We start from the raw sequence: 19,004 nt of genomic DNA, 5'->3' as shown, positions 1-19,004 counted from the left end.
TCCTTATTTGCTAGGTAATAATTCAACTGTTAGTTTATGCTTCCCATTTTTGGAAAAACCATTTTCTGTTAAAATCTTAAATCTTCCATATTTCCTAACGCTAATCAAATCCCCCAGAGAGAGCTGTTGGCTAGGATTATCAATGGTTCTGTAGTTCTGCTTTACCTGCTTCCCCATGATTAGTTCCACAGCTTGACTACGTGATAACTTAAAGACTGTGGCTACCAGCTTATCCAATCTGAGACTAGAGACCAAAACATCTGTTGTTTTAGTCGCCGGTGACTCTTGTAGCTGCTCTCTGAAATCAACTCTTCTTAGCCGAACTGGAACTTTAGCTATTTTAGAAACATTCGTAATGAAATATTCTTCTAATCTTCTATCCACAAATACTTGTGCACGGTCATCCACAACGATAATATCGCCAAACGTCCGCCTCTCAATCCCTAGCTGATGCAAAAGAGTTCCCATAATTTGTGAATGAGTTACCCTGTAGAACTTACTTGCATAGGTAATCTCTAGCAAGATCACATCAAAATCTTCGAGTTCTAATTGATAATAGCTTGGTGCAATCAACACTTTAGCAAACTCACTTGGAAAATAATCTGAACTAGCAAATACTTGCACATCATATTGCTTACTCAAATTTTTGAGAATATTGACCTGATGAGGATTCAAAAAAGCAGTCGTCTCATAGCTATATTGATTTTCTACTCTTTGAAGCAATTCCATGCTTTTATCCAGAAAATCTTGATCATCCTGAGAATAATGCTGATAGATCTTGTTTACCATAGCAATAACAAGGAAGCGAGGAAGTTTAGAAATAAAGTATCAAGCACTCTCAAGGAAAAAAGTGCCACCAGAACAGTAAAGTCTAATCTACCAAACTGCAAAGGCAACCTGCGGAACAAACGCAAAAATGGTTCAACCAGAGAACCGACAAGCCTTCCTAGGGCTGTTTGGTAAGCTCCAGGGAACCAAGACAAGAGTGCATAGATGAAGACGAGAAGGGAGTAAAGATCAATTAGATTAGAAACTAATTTTAAAATAAAGTAAATCATTAATTATCTGCTGCGTTTCATATCAAAATCGTATTCACTCAGATCCACATCGTTTGGAAGGCGAATATCTTCTACATTGACGACAACATTGATTGGAGTGAGTAAGTACATGGTACTAGCAACTTTTCTCAAGTTCCCAGCCAAAACATAGCGTGCCCCATCAAGATAATCCAAGCAACGTCTTGCTTGTACCTCTGTCATATATTGAAAATCAATTAAGATACTCTCATTCGCCACAAGTAAATCAACAACCTCTGTCGCTTCCTCATATTTTTTCGGATAGCGAACATCAATCGTAACCTTCTCACTAGATTTCACTCGATGCTGAGCCAGTTCTTGTTGGCGAGCATGCAATCTAGTAATATTTTCCGTTGCAGGCTTTTGTTGGACTTGTGAAGAAGCTGAACGAGTACGTGCGTTTCCCTTTGCTGATGCAGCCGGAACTGGCTCAACCTCTGCCTGCTTCAAAACAGAATCAGATTCATCTAAAGGCTGTACTGGTAAGTCAGACTTTTCTCCATCTTCTGTAAAGTATTCTATAAATTTATCAAATTTATCTTTAAATGACATAGTTCTTTCCTATTTAAAAAATGCTGTTCCGATTCTGACATAGGTTGAGCCGTTGGCAATCGCTTCTGGATAATCACGGCTCATTCCCATACTCAAATCAGAAAAGGGCATGTTTTTTAACTGTTTACTTTGTAAGTTTAATTGATGCTGATGTGCCTCTGAAAAAATCTGATTCAGCTCTTGATGATCGGCTTCGAATGGAGCCATGGTCATCAGGCCAACAATGCAAATATTTTCTAAGGCTGCAAGCTCTGGTAAAACACTATCTAGTTCTTCAACTAAAAAACCGTGCTTGCTTTCTTCTTTTGAAATATTGACTTGCAAGAAACAATTAATCACATGATCTGCTCGCTTGTTGATTTCTTGAGCCAATTTGACAGAGTCTAAAGCATGGAAATAATCAACATAGTTGATTACATCTTTCACTTTTCTTCTCTGCAAACTACCAATCAAATGCCAGGTAAGGTTTTCTTCCTTTAAAGCATGATATTTTTCAAGAAACTTATCTACTCGATTTTCTCCAATATGTTTGATTCCTGTATCCACGAGTTTTTTCGCTGTTTCACAGTCAACATACTTGGTAACCGCAATAATGTTTACGGAGTCCTTCAATCGATTTTCTTTTTCAACTATTTGAGCAACATTTTGAAAAATTAAATCTTTATTTGCTTGAAAATCCATTTAATTAGCGATTTCTAAAGAATGGCGGTGTTTCAAGTTCGTCATCCTCTTCCTTGATATCGGTAAAGCGCTCTACACGACTAGAAGGCACTGGTTCTGCTTGACGAACGATTGATTCACGACGTAAATCCCAGTCTCCAAAGGCTGAAGCTCTAGAAGTTTCTACAGTTGAGCGATGAGAAGGAGCTGGCATTTCTCTTGTTTCTGCCATATCGAAGTTTCGATCATAATGAGCAGATGTTTGTGCTGAGCGTACTTGCTCAGCTCGGCTTGCAGGTTTAACGCCTTGCAATCCACTTACTTTATCAACCTTATCCTCTTTAACACCTGTTGCAACAACAGTCACACGGATTTCATCCTTCATAGATTCATCAATAGAAGTACCGAGCCAGATGTTGACACCATGACCAGCTGCCTGATTAACGATTTCAGAAGCTTCTTCCGCTTCAATCAAAGTCATATCTAGGCCACCAGTAACGTTGACGATCACGTCTTCTGCACCGTCAATAGTTGTCTCAAGAAGTGGAGAGTAGATAGCTTTGCGAGCTGCTTCGATCACACGTTCTTCACCGCTTCCGATACCGATACCCATCAAAGCATTACCTTTATTTTCCATAACAGTCTTCACGTCTGCAAAGTCAAGGTTAATCAAGCCAGGGCTAGTAATCAAGTCAGTAATACCCTGAACCCCTTGGCGCAATACGTTATCAGCTTCACTCAAGGCTTCGAGAAGCGGAGTTTTCTTGTCAACAATTTCCAAAAGATTGTTGTTTGAAATGATCAAAAGAGTATCTACATGTTCACGCAGTTCGTTGATTCCTTCAACGGCAAAATTACCACGTTTGTTTCCTTCAAATCCAAATGGACGAGTTACAACTGCTACAGTTAGGGCGCCTACTGATTTAGCGATGCGGGCAATAACTGGTGCAGCACCTGTACCAGAGCCACCACCCATACCAGCAGTGATAAAGACCATGTCTGCTCCTTGAAGGGCTTCTGTCAAGACTTCTTCGCTTTCTTCAGCTGCTTTACGACCAACCTCAGGTTGACCTCCTGCACCCAGACCACGAGTCAACTTAGGACCAAGCTGGATAACTGTTTCTGCTTTTGCACTGCTAAGTGCTTGCACATCTGTATTTGCTGCGATAAATTCTACGCCAGCAAGACCTTCATCGATCATACGGTTAATAGCGTTTCCGCCGCCGCCGCCGACACCAATTACTTTAATGACTGCGCCTTGTGCAGCAGCCGCATCAAATGAAAATGTCATAATCTATTTATTCTCCTTACTCAAACATATTACCAATTAAATTGCGCATCTTATCTGTAAGACTAGCTTTTGGTTCCTCTTGTGGTACTTCATTTCTAAGAGGTGCAATTTCTGGTTCCACCTCTTGAACTGGTTGAGCCGGTTCAACCGGCTGATGATCAAAGCGAGGTACTCTATGACTTGGACGTTCAAAGCTGGTTGCTTGATGACGCAACTGCTCGTCTCCACGGACAGCAGCTTGTGCAATTCGATCCACTTCGGTCAGATTGCCAGCATACTCTGAAAGACTAATCACGTGGGCAAAAGCTGGATTACGGATACCGATTTGATTTGGTACATATAATTTAGCGTGAACGCCAAATACTTCCTGAGCTAATTCTACAACGCCAGGCAAGATCGCTCCACCACCAACGATGACGATACCACCAGGAAGATCTAACACGTGTCTTCTATCTAAATCTTGCTTGATTTGTTCAAAAACATGTTTGATACGAGCAGAGATGATTTCAGCTAGATAGGTTTCTGTTATTTCAACTGGATTAACTTCCCCGATGACTTCAACTGGGAAAGATTCTGTGCCTGCAAATGGTACATAAGCTACACCATAGTTAAATTTCAAGCTTTCTGCCAATTTCTGAGAAGTTTTCAAGACTTTTGAAATGTCTTTTGTGACATAGTCGCCGCCTTCTTGATAGATATTGGTAAATTGTAATTCTTGATTTTTTACAGAAGCAACTGTAGTTTGTCCGCCACCCATATCAATGACTGTCGCACCAAACTCCCGTTCTCCTTCGTTCAGGATAGATTTTGTCATCGCTAAAGGAGAAATGATAATATTTTCCAATTTCACTCCTGCACGCTCTACTGTTTTACGGAGGTTATGCAGGATTGTACGAGGACCAGTGTAGAGTAGGCCGCGCATTTCTAGGCGAATCCCCATCATACCACGAGGATCACGGATCCCTTGGAAGCCATCAACAACAAACTCTTCTGGGATGAAGGTAATTACTTCACGGTCAGGAGTCATGCTCTTGGTCAAGGCAGATCTTACAACGCTCTCGACATCTTCATCGGTAATTTCTTTGGAGTCACTAGTCACAGGAATCATTCCTTGAGTTGGCTCAATTTGCAGTAGATTTGCAGGCAAGCCAACATTCACTAGTCCAATTGAAATCCCCGCTTTTTCCTCTGCTTGAGAAATTGCTGACTTAATAGCCGCTGCTGCTGCTTCAATATCGACAATAATCCCATCTTTAACGCCAGCACTCTTTGCATTGCTGACTCCAATAACATTCATTTCACCATTGATGTGCTCTGCCACCAATACTTTAATTGTGCTACTTCCTATATCTAATCCAGTAAAAAAGCCATCTCTAGCCATTACATCAGTCCTCTCTGTCTTCCACGTTTCCATTCTAATACAAATAACTCTAGAAAATAGGGTTATCCAAACTTTATTATATCATAAAAATACGAAATTGGCGCAGTTTTTTATCTATAATAATTAGTTATTTTCAGAAATCTCTGGCTTTTCTGCCTGAGATTGAGCAGAATGCTCGGTAGATTGCTCTGCATGTTGAGCCGAAGATTCTGTATCTTGCGCATCGTTACTAGCTTCATGGATAACTTCATTTTCTGTGCCTTGCGCATAGCTAAAAATACCAGCCTCCATATCGACCACGCTTGGCACTTCCAACTGAGGATGAATTCCTTCATAATAGGGAAGTTTCTTAGCAATATGAGAAATTGGAACTAAAATTTGGTGTTCATCAGACATGGTAATGGTCACTAAATCCTCTGTCACCTTGCTAGGAGTTAAATCAACTTTTCTAATGCTCTTTTTGACTGAATCAGGAACATTCTTCAGTTGTTGAACAAACTCCTTGATCAAGCCTGCATCCGAGAAGGTCACATCCATCCGCTCTTCCGGCAAAGCATCAGCCGCAACCTCAGTTTTTACGTATTCTCCACTGGTCAAAATAGGATAATACTTAGAAGCTTTCTGTAAATAACCCAAAATATTGTATTCCTGAACATCGACTTTGAAAGTCAGTGGGAATTGATAGGTCATTTCTACATTTTCAATCCAGGGGCTAGAAGCTTTCAGATTTTGCTCATAATGATGGCGATTTTTGTAAACAGTGATAGTATAATCGCGCTGATCGATTTTGCTACTGCTTCTTAGTTCTTCCTGACTCACAACCTTGTTTCCAGTAAATTCAATGGTCTTCATAGTTGCAAGTGGCGTGAGGAAATAAAGAGAAGCTAAAAAGATTAGAGAACTTGTCACTAAAACTGGCAAAGCTCGATACCAGTGAATTTTCTCAATTGGAACTTTTGGTAGCTCAAGCTGCTCTACTTCTTCTTCATCTTTCTCTTGGTCCTGAGCTTCAGCTTCATCTTGCTCCTCAACTTCAGACTCACTTTCAGAATCTTGAACTTCATCTTCTTCCTCACTTGTAGGAGAATCTGTGTCAATTTCTTCGGAGACTGCATCTTCTTCGTTAGAAGGCTCCTGATTTTCCAGTCCCGCTTTCATTTCTTCTTTTTTCTGCTCTAGTTCAGCTCTCTTTTTCTCTAACTCAGCTTGCTTTTTTGCCTTTTCTTGAGCTTTTTTCTCAAGATACTCTTTGTTTCTGACTTGCCATTCAGAAAGAGAAAGTTGAGCCGTTTCTTGCTTGTCTTCCTTGCTTTTTTTCATTTTTTCCCTTTGTTAATATCTTGCTTCAAAATTTCATAAAAATCATCTACTGATGTTAATTCAGGCGCTTTTTCCATTCGTTGATAATAAGCATCCTTTTCTCTTAATAAATCATCCACTGCTACTTGGAGATTGACCCGATTCAAGTTTTCTTCATTGATTTTAAGCGCATAGCCTTTTTCCAAGAAGTAGTTGGCATTTTCAATCTGATCTCCTCGACTTGCCCCCAGCCCCAAAGGTACAATTACTTGCAACTTCTTCATCGCCAGTAATTCAAAAATAGTATTGGAACCACCTCGTGTCACGACGACATCTGCCATAGCCATCAACGGCTGATACAGATCTGTCACATAGGACACTCGGTAGATACGGTGGGAAAGCTCATCCAAGCTAGCATCGCCCGTCAGATTGATAATATTATATTTTTCAATCAAGCGATCCTTGTTTTTGGTAATAAAATCATTGAAAACTTTAGCGCCTCCTGAGCCACCAACAAAGAGCAAGGTAGGTTTTCCTTCTGTGAAATGAGCCTTGATTTTCTCAATCTCAGCTGGTTCTGTTTGAGAGGGGGCAGCAATCTTGGTCACCGCTCCAACATGTTCAGCCTTGCTCAGTCCTTCAGCTTGCTCAAAAGTCGTGAACATCTTTGTCGCGCATTTATAACCGATTTTATTGGCCAAACCAAGCGACAAATCAGACTCATGAATGAAAACTGGAACGCCGGTCACCTTCGCCGCAATCACTGGCGGAACAGACACAAAGCCTCCTTTTGAAAATAGGGCTTTGGGACGGACTTTTAACATGATGCCCAGCGACTGGAGAATGCCACCTGCCACTTTAAAAACATCCAAAAGATTCTGCCAAGAAAAATAGCGACGGAGCTTGCCAGTTGCAATCGAATGGAAAACAACAGGTAGACCTGATTTTTGAATTTCCTTGTACTCAATCCCATGACGGTCACCGATATAATGGACTTCCCAGCTCTCTTCGATAAATTTAGGCATCAGCAAAAGATTGAGGGTCACATGGCCAACTGTCCCTCCACCTGTAAATACTATTTTTTTCATTTTATCCCTTTAATTCTTTAAATACTGCAAGGAATTCATCGCCCCGCACTTCAAAATTCTTATACATATCCCAGCTGGCATTGGCTGGACTGAGAAGGACAACATCCCCAGGCTCCGCCACAGAAAAGGCTTTGCGAGTAGCATCTCTGACATCTGAAGCGTCCAGATAGCTTACTTCTGCCTGATCCGCAGCCCGCTTAACACGCGCAGCCGATTCTCCCAAAATTACCATCTTTTTCAGACCCTTGATATCTGGCACCAATTCATCAAATTCATTGCCACGATCCAAACCACCAGCAATCAGAATGACCTTGCTATTGTCAAAACCTGATAAAGCTTTTTGTGTCGCTAAAATATTAGTTGATTTACTGTCATTGTAAAATTTGACTTGATTGATTTCGCCCACATACTGGAGACGATGCTTGACACCACCAAAATGAGCCAGGGTTTCTCTAATAACTTGATTGTCAATCCCACGAAGTTTGGCTACTGCAATGGTTGCTAGAGCATTTTCTACATTATGGCTACCAGGCACGCCTAGTTCAGAAGCTTTCATAATGGCTTCCCCACGGAAAGTCAGCACATCGCCGTCCAAGTAAGCTCCATCGACCTTTTCTTTAGTTGAAAAAGGAAGCACTTTGGCAGCCGTCTTCTTAGCCAATTCTTTCGCCAAGTCTTGATTAAAATTCAACACGACATAGTCAGAAGCTGTCATATTTTTTTGGATATTCCACTTGGCCGCCACATATTCCTCAAAAGAGCCGTGATAGTCCAGATGCGTCGGCATCAGATTTGTAATGACCGCTATTTCTGGATGGAAGGCTTCGATTCCCATTAGTTGGAAAGAAGAAAGTTCCATGACCAATGTGTCTGTTTCACCCGCATATTGGGCAACTTGACTAGCTGGAAATCCGATATTTCCTGACAAGAGGCCATTTTGTCCGCCTGCTGTTAGCACCTCCGCAATCATGGTCGTGGTGGTCGTTTTTCCATTGGAGCCAGTAATCCCGATAATCGGTGCATCCGAAATCAGATAAGCCAGCTCTACTTCAGTAATAACAGGGATCTTCTTTTCCAAAGCCCTCATGACCATAGGATTATTGTAAGGAATGCCTGGATTTTTCACCATCCATTCAAAATCTTCATCCAACAATTCTAATGGATGACCACCAGTTATGACCTTAATTCCTTCTTCCAGCAAAGATTGGGCAGCTGGATTTTCCTCGAAAGGCTTGCCGTCATTGACCGTCACAATCGCTCCCAGTTTATCCAAAAGACGGGCAGCTGACTCCCCTGATTTTGCTAAGCCCAACACCAAGACTTTCTTATTGGCAAATTTTGAAATAGTCTTCATCATGTACCTCTTCATTCATACTACCTTCTATTTTACCTTTTTTTGCGAAAATAAAAAAGTCATATCAGGCTTTTATTTTAACTGTTATCAGCTTTTAATAAATAAGAAGAAATATTATTCTATTTGAAACCTTTGAAAAACCTATTTATACAAGCAGTGACTATCCAAAACATTTAATTGCCAGTGACTTATCAAACCTGACCTACTCACTGATGGTCAACAGCATTCAAAAGAATCGGGCCTTCTTTAAATGAAAAACATCGGTAACTGTATTATATTTCTACTCAGCCAAAACCACCATCGAGGAATATCGCTTTAGATAAACAAAAGGAATTAGGATTTTAAAAGTCTACACGACCTTTGAAATCCTAATCCCTTCCTTATAGTTTATGAGTTTAAAGTTCTTTTGATTTCTGAGATGGCACTAGACGCTCAATATCCATCAAGGCCCACACTGTTATAATAATCAAAAAGATACTCACAAATAATTCTCCAGGTAATTTAAAAATTTGAAAAATTGCTAAAGCAAGCAAAATGATCAAGGCAACCAGCAAGAGTACGAATGTCAAGACATTCAACGTCCCCTTAATACTAGTTGGAATGGCAAATACATAGAAAAGCAGGATTAATATTCCAATAATCAGGTAAATCATGCTGCTCCTTTCTACCATCAGTCAACTCAATGATTTATTCTGCTGCTTGTTTTTTCTTATTTTTATTAGCTTTTTCGCGTTCTTGCTTGTTCAAGATTTGTTTACGCAAACGGATAGACTCTGGCGTTACTTCCATGTACTCATCGTCGTTCAAGAATTCAAGTGACTCTTCAAGGGTCAAGATACGAGGTGTCTTGATAACAGCTGTTTGGTCCTTAGTAGCTGAACGAACATTGGTCATTTGTTTGGCCTTGGTGATGTTCACTGTTAAGTCGTTTTCACGAGAGTTTTCACCAATGATCATCCCTTCGTAAACCTCAGTACCTGGGTTGACAAAGATGGTACCGCGCTCTTCGATCGACATGATTGAGTAAGTTGTAGCCTTACCAGCATCAATAGAAACAAGGGCACCACGGTGACGTCCACCAATTTCCCCTGGAATCAATGGCAAGTATTGGTCGAAGGTATGGTTCATGATACCGTAACCACGCGTCATTGACAAGAACTCAGTTGAGTATCCGATCAAACCACGCGCTGGAACAAGGAAGACCAAACGAGTTTGACCATTTCCAGTTGAAATCATATCCAACATTTCACCCTTACGTTCAGAAAGGCTTTGGATTACAGATCCTTGGTATTCTTCTGGTGTGTCGATTTGGACGCGCTCAAAGGGCTCGCATTTAACACCATCGATTTCTTTTACGATAACTTCTGGACGAGATACTTGAAGTTCATAGCCCTCACGACGCATGGTTTCGATTAGGATTGATAAGTGCAATTCACCACGTCCTGAAACAGTCCATTTATCTGGTGAATCCGTCGGGTCGACTCGTAGGGATACGTCTGTCTGCAATTCTGCTTGCAAGCGTTCTTCCACCTTACGAGACGTTACCCATTTCCCTTCGCGACCTGCAAATGGTGAGTTGTTAACCAAGAAGGTCATTTGGAGCGTTGGCTCATCAATGTGAAGGATTGGAAGTGGTTCAATGGCATCTGTTGGTGTAATGGTTTCACCAACAAAGATATCTTCCATACCGGAAACGGCAATCAAATCACCCGCTTTAGCTTCTTGGATTTCACGACGTTCCAAACCAAAGAAACCGAAGAGTTTTGTAACGCGGAAGTTCTTCGTTGTGCCGTCTAGTTTAGAAAGAGTAACTTGGTCCCCAACTTTCACACTACCACGGAAGACACGTCCGATACCGATACGACCTACGAAGTCATTGTAGTCCAAAAGTGACACTTGGAACTGCAAAGGCTCATCTGAATTGTCGACTGGAGCTGGGATATGGTCGATGATGGTATCAAAGATTGGTGCCATTGTTTTTTCTTGATCAGCAGGATCGTCAGAAAGTGAAGAAGTTCCGTTGATAGCTGAAGCATACACCACTGGGAAGTCAAGCTGGTCATCATCTGCACCAAGCTCGATAAAGAGTTCCAATACTTCGTCCACTACTTCTGCTGGACGAGCTGATGGTTTGTCGATTTTGTTGACAACCACGATTGGGACAAGGTCTTGTTCCAAGGCTTTTTTCAATACGAAACGAGTTTGTGGCATAGTTCCTTCGTAAGCATCTACGACCAAAACAACCCCGTCAACCATTTTCATGATACGCTCAACTTCTCCACCGAAGTCCGCGTGTCCTGGTGTGTCCATGATGTTGATACGAGTTCCGTTGTAAGCAACAGCTGTATTCTTAGCCAGGATGGTAATTCCACGCTCTTTTTCGATATCGTTTGAGTCCATAGCACGCTCTGCCAACTCTGTACGTGCATCAAGAGTTTCAGATTGTTTCAATAATTCGTCAACGAGGGTTGTTTTTCCGTGGTCAACGTGAGCGATAATGGCGATATTGCGAATATCTTCTCTAAATTTTGTCATTTTTTCCTCTAAATCTTATTATTTATTTCCAACTAAAAATTATAACACAGTTTTTTCCAAAAAACACGGGCTAACCAAGTGTAAATGTTTTCATAGGTAAATCGTAAACTGTAGCCATTTTTGCAATTTTACTTCCGAAAGTGTATGATAAAAAGAAAAAAAGAATCGATCCAAACCTTTGAAAGGAAAACTCATGCGCCTTGATAAATTCTTAGCCCTAGCTAAGATTAGCCGAAAAGAGATGAAACAAAAACTGCGACTAAGGCAGATTGTAATTGACGGTCAAGCTGCTCGCTCCCTCAGTCAAAATGTCGATAGTGGTCTCCAGTCCATTAGCCTAGCTGGTAAACCTTTAAACCACCTAGTCCACCATTATTTTCTGATGAACAAGCCCGCCGGTGCTGTCACTGCCAGTTCTGACGCAGACAAGATGACTGTCCTAGATCTAATTGCCCCAGAAGATTTTAACGACCAGCTTTACGCCATCGGCCGTTTGGATCGTGATACACGGGGTCTACTTCTGATTACAGATAATGGACCACTGGGATTTCAACTCCTCCATCCACAATACCATATCGCAAAGACCTACTATGTCGAAGTCAACGGTCCTCTTGACCAAGAAGCCACAATCGCTTTTCAACAAGGAATTGTTTTTCTGGACGGAACTCAATGCAAACCCGCTCAACTTCAGATTCATTCGACTAGCTTCGAGCACTCCACCGCCTCAGTTACCATTTCTGAAGGGAAATTTCATCAGGTCAAGAAAATGTTTCTAGCAGTTGGTGTCAAAGTCACCTATCTCAAACGCACTCATTTCGGTGATTTTCAGCTGGATCCCAATCTAACAGAAGGCAGTTATCGACCGCTGAATCCTTCCGAACTCGAGATTATTAGAGGCTATTTGGAACAAACCTGGTAAAACAAAAAGGCTTATTCAAGCCTTTTTATTATTCATTACATAAATCCATTCAATCTCAGAATAATACCTGCAATCCAGTTGATGACAGAAATGACAATGCCGACGATATTAAGAATTCTTTCTGTTTTATAATCTAATTGAGTTTCTTTTTAATGAGAATTGCTCAAAACCAGACCAATTAAATTATAAGTAGTTAACTTTGTATATATTCTACAAAGAATCAGCTTGTCTTTACCTTACCGCTCCAAGAATCAAGACCGTAAGACAGGATATAAATATCGTTAAAACCTTGCTTCTTCAAGTAGATTGCCGCATTGGTCACACGTTGCCCACGGCTATTTTCATAAAGAAGAACTGGTTTGTCTTTGCGAAGCGCATTGATACTAGACTTGAGCTGTTGAGACGGAATATTGCGCGCCCCCAAGATATGCTTGCGATGGAAATCCGATGGATCACGCAAGTCAATCAATTGCCCTTGACGAATCAAAGCTTCAAACTCACTATTATCTACTACTTTAGCTGCACGGCGAATACGGAAATAATTGAAGCCCATCCAAGCCAACATTCCCAGCAAGATTGCCCATAAAGTCCAAATTCCCATTCTAGTTTCTCCCTCTATCTTCTAAATACTTCAACTCTACTTGATGTTCTCTGCGAAGAACCGCCTCAGCCTCCAGATAATCAAGCTTATCCATCAGGCCAGCATCGTAAATCCGCTCCAACTCAATTTTCATCATCTCAATATCATAAAGACGCTTGCCCATATAGATAATGATCCCGAAATTTTTAAGAAATTGCTGCACATCATAGAGTGTTTTCATGAGCTATATTTTATCAGATTTTAGCAAAGTTTTCAAGATGACAAAACAGAAAAGACAGCCACAGAGGCTGCCTTTTCGGGAGATTATTATGAAAAAGAAAAGTTTAGGAGTTCTATCAAACAAAGTTAGGAGGTCTTCATTTGATAATCTTAGTATAAAGGAAGAAGCTTAAACAATCCTTAAGAAAAAACAGAGAGTGGGACAGAAATCGGTAATTCGTTAGAATTTGATTTCGTCGTCCCACCTCCGCACAGTTGAGTAGGGCTGTAAAAGCTGATGAAATCAGCGTAGTAGAGCCCACTCAACCACTGCGTCTTGCTCGACAATCCAAAGACAATTGAGAGGCTAGGACTTTTGTCCCAGCCTCTTTAAACATCATTTTACAAACCTGGTGCTTGGCCAAGCTCAGCTGTCAACATCCAGATCGTCTTTTCAAGGTCTGCCTTAGCACCAACAAAGATATCATTGGTTACATCGTCGCCTTCTTCATCTGTCACATCCATAGCTTCTTGGTAAAGATCTGTCAGATAACGGAAGATTTCAATCACGCGCTCCAAGCTTTCTTCAACATTCTTGCTGAATTCGCCAGCTTTTTCTTCAATTTTGCTGTGTTGAATAAACTCTGTCAGAGTTGAATAAGGCTTGCCACCTAGAGTAATCAAGCGTTCGCTGACTTCATCCAAGGTTTCATCAATTGTATCCATGTATTCATCCATTTTTGGATGCCATACCATGAAGCCTGCACCACGCATATACCAGTGAACTTGGTGAAGAGCGATACGAGCTGTATAAAGATCTGAAACCACTTGGTTAAGAACTGCTTTTGTTTTTGGTAAAGAATTTTGGTTAGTGAAAGTTGCTACATCTGCTGCAGCGCCATGTTTTACTTGAGTCATAATGATACCTCTCTTTTTATTTGTAATCATTCTAATCTTTATTGATTATGTTTTAATTATAATGCTTCTAATTAAGAAAGTCAAGTATTAAAACTCAAAATTTTACTTTATTAGAAAAGTTGTAAAATTTCAGATTTTTCTACTCAAAATCACGAATAAACAAGTATGATTCATCTATACTTTTTTCTAGTCGGAACGGTTCTGGCCTCATTTCTAGGCTTAGTTATTGACCGCTTCCCAGAACAATCCATCATCTCACCAAGCAGCCACTGTGACAACTGCAAGCAGATACTCAAAGCACGGGATTTGATTCCTATCCTGTCTCAACTTCTTAGTCGCTTCCGCTGCCGTTTCTGCAAGATTCGTCTTCCTGTCTGGTATGCTGCTTTTGAGTTAGTGCTGGGCTGGCTTTTTCTAAGCTGGAGTTTAGGTTATCTTTCGCTAGCCCAGCTCTTACTGCTAACGATGGGCTTGACCCTAGCCATCTACGATCAGCGTGAGCAAGAATACCCTCTTCTAATCTGGCTGATTTTTCAGTTCTTGCTGATGGCGACAGCAGGTATCAATCCGCTCATGATTTTCTTTTTGATCCTAGGACTTCTAGCCTTCTTTTTTAATATTCGCATCGGAGCTGGAGATTTTCTCTTTCTTGCTTCCTGCTCGGCCATTTTCAGCCTGACAGAAATTCTCATTCTCATCCAAATCGCTAGCTTCTCTGGCCTCGCCTGTTTCTGCTTTAAAAAGAAAAAAGACAGGCTAGCATTTGTACCTTGTCTTTTGTTTGGTGTGGTGGTTCTTATTTCTTATAAGCCGCTGCTTCTTGGATAAAGGATGCTATGCTGGCGTCCTTTTCATGAAGAGCTTTGACAATCTTAGATCCGACAATGACGCCATCTGAGACTTGATTGAAGCGGTCAACATCCTCTAAAGTCGAAACACCAAAGCCCGTCAGTACTGGAATCTCTGCAATATCATGGAGTTTGCTCAAATGCTGGTCCAAATCATTGCGGTAGCTTCCGCTCTTACCCGTCACACCGTTGATGGCTACAGCGTAGATAAAACCTTCAGCTTCCTTGATCAGCTCCTGTTGACGTTCTAGTCCAGTCGTTAGACTCACTAAAGGAACTAGAGCGATATCTGAATCTTCCAGCAGAGGCAGGATAAAGTCTCTATGCTCGTAGGGCAGATCCGGAATAATCAATCCTTTAACCGGCGTCGTAGCTAGGTCCTTGACGAAATCTTTGAGGCCATACTGGAAAATGGGATTGAAGTAGGTCATGATGATGAGAGGCAGCTGAGTGTCCAACTTCTGCAAGCTTGCGATTAAAGACTTGGCGGAAGTATGGTGACCCAGACTTCTCAGACCGGCTTCTTCAATAACTGGCCCATCTGCAACAGGGTCTGAAAATGGCAGGCCGATTTCAATGGCTGACACACCCAAGTTTTCCAAAAATGCTATAGTTTCTGCTAATCCGGCTAAACCTTTCTCGTGATCACCAGCCATGATATAAGGAAGGAAAATTCCCTTGTCTGCTTTTTTGATGGCTTCTAAATGCTGAGTGAGTGTTTTAGTCATGGGCACCTCCTTTTTGAGCCGCTTCTCTTTCCAAGCGTTCCTTTACCTGAACGACATCCTTGTCACCACGGCCGGATAGGCAGACGATCATTGATTTATCTGGTCCCAACTCCTTAGCCAGCTTAACCGCGTAAGCAATAGCGTGACTAGACTCTAGAGCAGGGATAATCCCTTCGATACGAGACAGGAGCTGGAAGGCTTCCAAGGCTTCTTCGTCTGTGACTGGCACATAAGTGGCACGTTTGATAGCATTAAAATGAGAATGTTCAGGACCGATGCCCGGATAGTCTAGCCCGGCAGAGATAGAGAAAGCTTCCAGAATCTGCCCTTGCTCATCCTGCAGGACATCCATCAAGGCACCGTGCAAAACACCTGGCCGGCCCTTGGTTAAGGTCGCAGCGTGTTCATCTGTATCGATGCCTCGCCCAGCCGCTTCTGTTCCATACATGGCAACTGTGCTATCGTCTACAAAGGGATAAAAGAGTCCAATAGCATTGGAGCCACCGCCAACACAGGCCACTAAAGCATCTGGCAAGGCACCTGCATTTTGCTCAGCAAACTGGCGCTTGGCCTCACGCCCAATCACGCTCTGATAGTCGCGGACAATCTCTGGGAATGGATGGGGTCCCAAGGCTGAGCCCATAATATAGTGAGTATCATCAACCTGAGCCACCCAAGCTCGCAAGGCGGCATTGACTGCATCTTTGAGGACTCGAGAGCCATCGGTCACAGACTCTACCTTGGCTCCTAAAAGTTCCATCCGAAAGACATTAAGGGCTTGGCGCTTAACATCTTCTTCACCCATGTAGATAGTACAGTCCATGTTGAAAAGGGCTGCAGCCGTGGCTGTGGCTACTCCGTGCTGACCCGCACCAGTCTCTGCAATGATTTTCTTCTTGCCCATCCGCTTGGCTAATAGGACCTGGCCTATAGCATTATTGATTTTATGGGCCCCAGTATGGTTGAGGTCTTCCCGCTTCAGATAAATCTTAGCACCGCCAGCATAGGCTGTCAGATTTTTAGCAAAATAGAGAGGATTCTCCCGACCTACATATTGCTTCAGCAACTCGTCCAGCTCAGCCTGAAAGGCTAGGTCTTTTTTACTCTCACGGTAGGCTTTATCCAGCTCCAAAACTGCTGTCATCAGCGTTTCGGGAACAAAGCGTCCGCCAAACTCACCGTAAAATCCTTCTTGATTGGGTTGATTATATACCATCTTTCACTCTTTCTATAAATTCTTTTATCTTCTCTAAGTCCTTCTGGCCGTCAGTCTCGACCCCGCTTGAGACATCAACTGCGTAAGGGGCGAAGTGCTGAATCGCTTCTCGGACATTTCCTGCATTCAAACCACCAGCGATAAAGAAGGGCTGGTGGATTTGACTCTTATCAAAAGCTTGCCAGTCAAAGGTCTGACCACTACCGGCAAGAGGGGCATCAAAGAGCAGGTAGTCCGCTTGTTGGCTGACTCCTTTTAACGCTCCCTTGACCTGATAAGCTCGAATAACCGGCCGGCCGATCTCAGTCAGAAGCTCTTCATTAAAATCGCCATGAATCTGCACCAAATCCAGGTTTGCCACTGAAATAGCTTCCTGTAGCTCTGCCAAGCTCGGAGAGACGAAAACTCCTACCTTTCGAACAGTAGATGGCACCAAGGCAGCTAGCTTCTGAGCTTGCTCCAAACTGACCCTCCGACGGCTCTCAGCAAAGACAAAGCCAATGTAATCTGCACCAGCCTGGCATGCCGTTTCCACAGCGCTGGCCGTTGATAAGCCGCAAATCTTAACCTTTGTCAATTTTCAGCTCCTTAATCTTTTCTGCCACATCCTCAGCCTGCATCAGGGCTGTTCCGACTAAAACCGCATGGAAATAAGGAGCTACTAGCTCAGCATCTTCCTTGCTGAAAATAGCGGACTCAGATACGTAAACCCTGTCATCTTTGAAATGGGCAGATAGCTGAAGACTTGTATTGATATCTGTCTCAAAAGTAACTAGATTGCGGTTATTAACACCGATAATCCGAGCTTCTATTCTATGGGCAATTTCCAGCTCCGCCAGATTATGGGTTTCGACCAAAATTTCCAAACCTAAACCTGTAGCAAAATCATAGAGTTCTTGCAGCCGCTTTTCAGACAAGGCAGCCACAATCAGAAGAATAACTGTCGCTCCAGCATTGCGGGCGCGAACAATCTGCTTTTCATCAATAATAAAGTCCTTATTGAGGGTTGGAATGGTCACTTGACTTGAAATCTCTCTCAGGTAATCCAGATGACCTTTAAAGAAAATCTCATCTGTCAGAACCGAAATCATGGTTGCACCGCATCGTTCATAGGTGCGAGCCTGCTCCACAATATCCACACCGAGATTAATATCTCCCAGACTGGGGCTGGCTTTTTTAACCTCAGCAATCAGCTGCAGCTCTTGAGGATGGCTTTTGAGATACTCATAGAGAGAATAGGTCGAGCGCAGTGGTTGCAGCTCTTCATAGGACATAGCTGCGACTTCCTGCTCTTTTTGCTTTAGAATGGTCGGGAGAAATTCTTTGCTCATTTCTGATACTCCTGTAGTTGCTTGAGTTTTTCATAGGCTGCGCCGCTGGCAATCACTTGGCGAGCCAAAGCTATTCCATCTTCTATGCTTTCTGTTTTCCCATTAGCAAAGAAGCCTAGACCTGCGTTCAGAACTGTCATTTCCAGATAAGGGCTGGCTTGATTTTGCAGGACAGATACCAGAATATCTGCATTTTCTTTGGCATTACCTCCACGAATTGCTTCAAGAGGGATTTCTTCCATGCCAATGTCTGACGGTAGAAAGCTATGCAGGCTGATCTCCCCATCTGCTAGCAAAGCGTACTGGGTACGACCATGAAGACCGGCTTCGTCCAGACCATCTGGACCCGACACGACCACTGCACGCTTGCGGCCCATATTTTTCAAAACTTCCGCCGTGCTCTCCAGCATATCTGGCCGACTGGTGCCCAAAAGCTGGGTTTCTAAAACCATAGGATGGATGAGCGGCCCTGTCAGGTTCATGATAGTGGGAACACCTAGACTGAGACGAGCTGGCATGATATATTTCATAGCTGGATGAAGGTTTTTAGCAAAGAGAAAGACTATCCCCGTCTGATCAAAGACCTTACCCAAGCTGGCTGTATCCATGTTTAGGTTAATCCCCAAAGCTTCTAAAACATCAGCTGAGCCTGATTTAGAGGTAATGGAGCGATTGCCGTGCTTAGCCATCTTGATCCCACCACCAGCTAATACGAAAGCCGCTGTGGTCGAAACATTGAAACTAAATGATCTGTCACCACCAGTTCCACAATTGTCCATGGCTGTGCGAATTTTTGTAGGGATCTGCGGAGTATGGCCTCGCATAGCCTGAGCCAAAGCCGTCCGTTCCTCTACCGTTTCCCCTTTCATCTTGAGAGCCAGCAAAAAGGCTGCAATTTGTGTTTCTGTTACTCTTCTAGTAACGATGCGCTCTAGCACATCTGACACTTCAGAGCTACTCAAATCCTTAAAATCTGCTAGTTTTGCAATAATTTCTTTCATAATTCTTC

At 42.4% G+C, this 19,004-nt stretch carries 21 protein-coding genes and 1 pseudogene; 2 read left to right on the top strand and 20 right to left on the bottom strand.

The annotated features are described in order from the left end of the window. Window positions 1–3: 3 nt before the first annotated feature. The 11 genes from D8790_RS03075 to typA form a co-directional block, all read right to left on the bottom strand. The gene (locus D8790_RS03075) at window positions 4–789 is read right to left on the bottom strand and encodes a YlmH family RNA-binding protein (RefSeq protein ID WP_125387533.1); all 786 of its coding nucleotides are present in this window, start codon (window positions 787–789) and stop codon (window positions 4–6) included. Continuing rightward, on the bottom strand, window positions 783–1,058 hold the full coding sequence (locus D8790_RS03070; RefSeq protein WP_125387532.1) for a YggT family protein: 276 nt from the start codon (window positions 1,056–1,058) through the stop codon (window positions 783–785). Before D8790_RS03070 ends, D8790_RS03075 begins: the two co-directional genes overlap by 7 nt. A 3-nt stretch (window positions 1,059–1,061) precedes the next feature. Next, window positions 1,062–1,628, bottom strand: a complete 567-nt coding sequence (locus D8790_RS03065) for a cell division protein SepF (RefSeq protein ID WP_125387531.1) — start codon at window positions 1,626–1,628, stop codon at window positions 1,062–1,064. A 9-nt stretch (window positions 1,629–1,637) separates the two neighbouring features. Next, a complete protein-coding gene (locus D8790_RS03060) occupies window positions 1,638–2,309 on the bottom strand; it encodes a YggS family pyridoxal phosphate-dependent enzyme (RefSeq protein ID WP_125387530.1) in 672 nt (223 codons plus the stop codon). Window positions 2,310–2,313: 4 nt separating this feature from the next. Then, window positions 2,314–3,579 (bottom strand): cell division protein FtsZ, encoded by a 1,266-nt coding sequence (gene ftsZ, locus D8790_RS03055; protein WP_125387529.1) that lies wholly within the window; start codon window positions 3,577–3,579, stop codon window positions 2,314–2,316. Window positions 3,580–3,595: 16 nt separating this feature from the next. Then, entirely contained in the window at window positions 3,596–4,960 is a 1,365-nt protein-coding gene (gene ftsA, locus D8790_RS03050) for a cell division protein FtsA (RefSeq protein WP_125387528.1), read from the bottom strand. 123 nt (window positions 4,961–5,083) lie between these two features. Further along, window positions 5,084–6,280 (bottom strand): cell division protein FtsQ/DivIB, encoded by a 1,197-nt coding sequence (locus tag D8790_RS03045; RefSeq protein WP_125387527.1) that lies wholly within the window; start codon window positions 6,278–6,280, stop codon window positions 5,084–5,086. Next, window positions 6,277–7,347: a UDP-N-acetylglucosamine--N-acetylmuramyl-(pentapeptide) pyrophosphoryl-undecaprenol N-acetylglucosamine transferase gene (locus tag D8790_RS03040; RefSeq protein WP_125387526.1), complete on the bottom strand. Its 1,071-nt coding sequence runs from the start codon at window positions 7,345–7,347 to the stop codon at window positions 6,277–6,279. Before D8790_RS03040 ends, D8790_RS03045 begins: the two co-directional genes overlap by 4 nt. A 1-nt stretch (window position 7,348) precedes the next feature. Continuing rightward, on the bottom strand, window positions 7,349–8,701 hold the full coding sequence (murD, locus tag D8790_RS03035) for a UDP-N-acetylmuramoyl-L-alanine--D-glutamate ligase (RefSeq protein ID WP_125387576.1): 1,353 nt from the start codon (window positions 8,699–8,701) through the stop codon (window positions 7,349–7,351). Between the two features lie 395 nt (window positions 8,702–9,096). Further along, on the bottom strand, window positions 9,097–9,354 hold the full coding sequence (locus D8790_RS03030; RefSeq protein WP_005590808.1) for a DUF3165 family protein: 258 nt from the start codon (window positions 9,352–9,354) through the stop codon (window positions 9,097–9,099). 34 nt (window positions 9,355–9,388) lie between these two features. Next, entirely contained in the window at window positions 9,389–11,236 is a 1,848-nt protein-coding gene (typA, locus tag D8790_RS03025) for a translational GTPase TypA (RefSeq protein ID WP_125387525.1), read from the bottom strand. Between the two features lie 193 nt (window positions 11,237–11,429). On the opposite strand from typA, the gene D8790_RS03020 reads away from it, so the two are divergent. Continuing rightward, the gene (locus D8790_RS03020) at window positions 11,430–12,155 is read left to right on the top strand and encodes a 16S rRNA pseudouridine(516) synthase (protein WP_125387524.1); all 726 of its coding nucleotides are present in this window, start codon (window positions 11,430–11,432) and stop codon (window positions 12,153–12,155) included. A 35-nt stretch (window positions 12,156–12,190) separates the two neighbouring features. On the opposite strand, the pseudogene D8790_RS03015 reads toward D8790_RS03020, so the two are convergent. The 4 genes and pseudogenes from D8790_RS03015 to D8790_RS02995 form a co-directional block, all read right to left on the bottom strand. Then, window positions 12,191–12,337, bottom strand: a pseudogene (locus D8790_RS03015) (DUF4190 domain-containing protein); the annotation flags it as partial. Window positions 12,338–12,375: 38 nt separating this feature from the next. Next, window positions 12,376–12,756, bottom strand: coding sequence for a rhodanese-like domain-containing protein (locus D8790_RS03010; protein WP_045499072.1), 381 nt, complete (start codon window positions 12,754–12,756; stop codon window positions 12,376–12,378). 1 nt (window position 12,757) lies between these two features. Beyond that, window positions 12,758–12,976 (bottom strand): YqgQ family protein, encoded by a 219-nt coding sequence (locus D8790_RS03005; RefSeq protein ID WP_125387523.1) that lies wholly within the window; start codon window positions 12,974–12,976, stop codon window positions 12,758–12,760. Between the two features lie 380 nt (window positions 12,977–13,356). Further along, window positions 13,357–13,872, bottom strand: a complete 516-nt coding sequence (locus tag D8790_RS02995) for a Dps family protein (RefSeq protein ID WP_015605512.1) — start codon at window positions 13,870–13,872, stop codon at window positions 13,357–13,359. A gap of 165 nt (window positions 13,873–14,037) precedes the next feature. Between D8790_RS02995 and D8790_RS02990 the strand changes: the two genes are divergently transcribed. Beyond that, window positions 14,038–14,700 carry a prepilin peptidase gene (locus tag D8790_RS02990; RefSeq protein ID WP_125387522.1) on the top strand — a complete coding sequence of 221 codons (663 nt, stop codon included), beginning with the start codon at window positions 14,038–14,040 and terminating at the stop codon, window positions 14,698–14,700. On the opposite strand, the gene trpA is transcribed toward D8790_RS02990, so the two are convergent. From trpA to trpD, 5 genes are read right to left on the bottom strand one after another with little or no spacing between them, the layout of a single operon-like run. Beyond that, window positions 14,669–15,448, bottom strand: a complete 780-nt coding sequence (gene trpA, locus D8790_RS02985) for a tryptophan synthase subunit alpha (protein ID WP_125387521.1) — start codon at window positions 15,446–15,448, stop codon at window positions 14,669–14,671. The two genes, D8790_RS02990 and trpA, sit on opposite strands and share 32 nt — an antisense overlap. Next, window positions 15,441–16,664, bottom strand: coding sequence for a tryptophan synthase subunit beta (gene trpB, locus D8790_RS02980; RefSeq protein WP_125387520.1), 1,224 nt, complete (start codon window positions 16,662–16,664; stop codon window positions 15,441–15,443). Before trpB ends, trpA begins: the two co-directional genes overlap by 8 nt. Further along, a complete protein-coding gene (locus tag D8790_RS02975; protein ID WP_125387519.1) occupies window positions 16,654–17,241 on the bottom strand; it encodes a phosphoribosylanthranilate isomerase in 588 nt (195 codons plus the stop codon). Before D8790_RS02975 ends, trpB begins: the two co-directional genes overlap by 11 nt. Further along, window positions 17,228–17,995, bottom strand: coding sequence for an indole-3-glycerol phosphate synthase TrpC (gene trpC / locus D8790_RS02970; RefSeq protein ID WP_125387518.1), 768 nt, complete (start codon window positions 17,993–17,995; stop codon window positions 17,228–17,230). Before trpC ends, D8790_RS02975 begins: the two co-directional genes overlap by 14 nt. Further along, window positions 17,992–18,996, bottom strand: a complete 1,005-nt coding sequence (trpD, locus tag D8790_RS02965) for an anthranilate phosphoribosyltransferase (RefSeq protein ID WP_048791973.1) — start codon at window positions 18,994–18,996, stop codon at window positions 17,992–17,994. Before trpD ends, trpC begins: the two co-directional genes overlap by 4 nt. Between the last annotated feature and the right edge of the window lie 8 nt (window positions 18,997–19,004).

Source organism: Streptococcus cristatus, from assembly GCF_003943535.1.
In the GTDB taxonomy this organism is placed as follows: Bacteria; Bacillota; Bacilli; order Lactobacillales; family Streptococcaceae; genus Streptococcus; species Streptococcus cristatus_L.
This window is presented reverse-complemented; position numbering and strand designations above follow the sequence as displayed.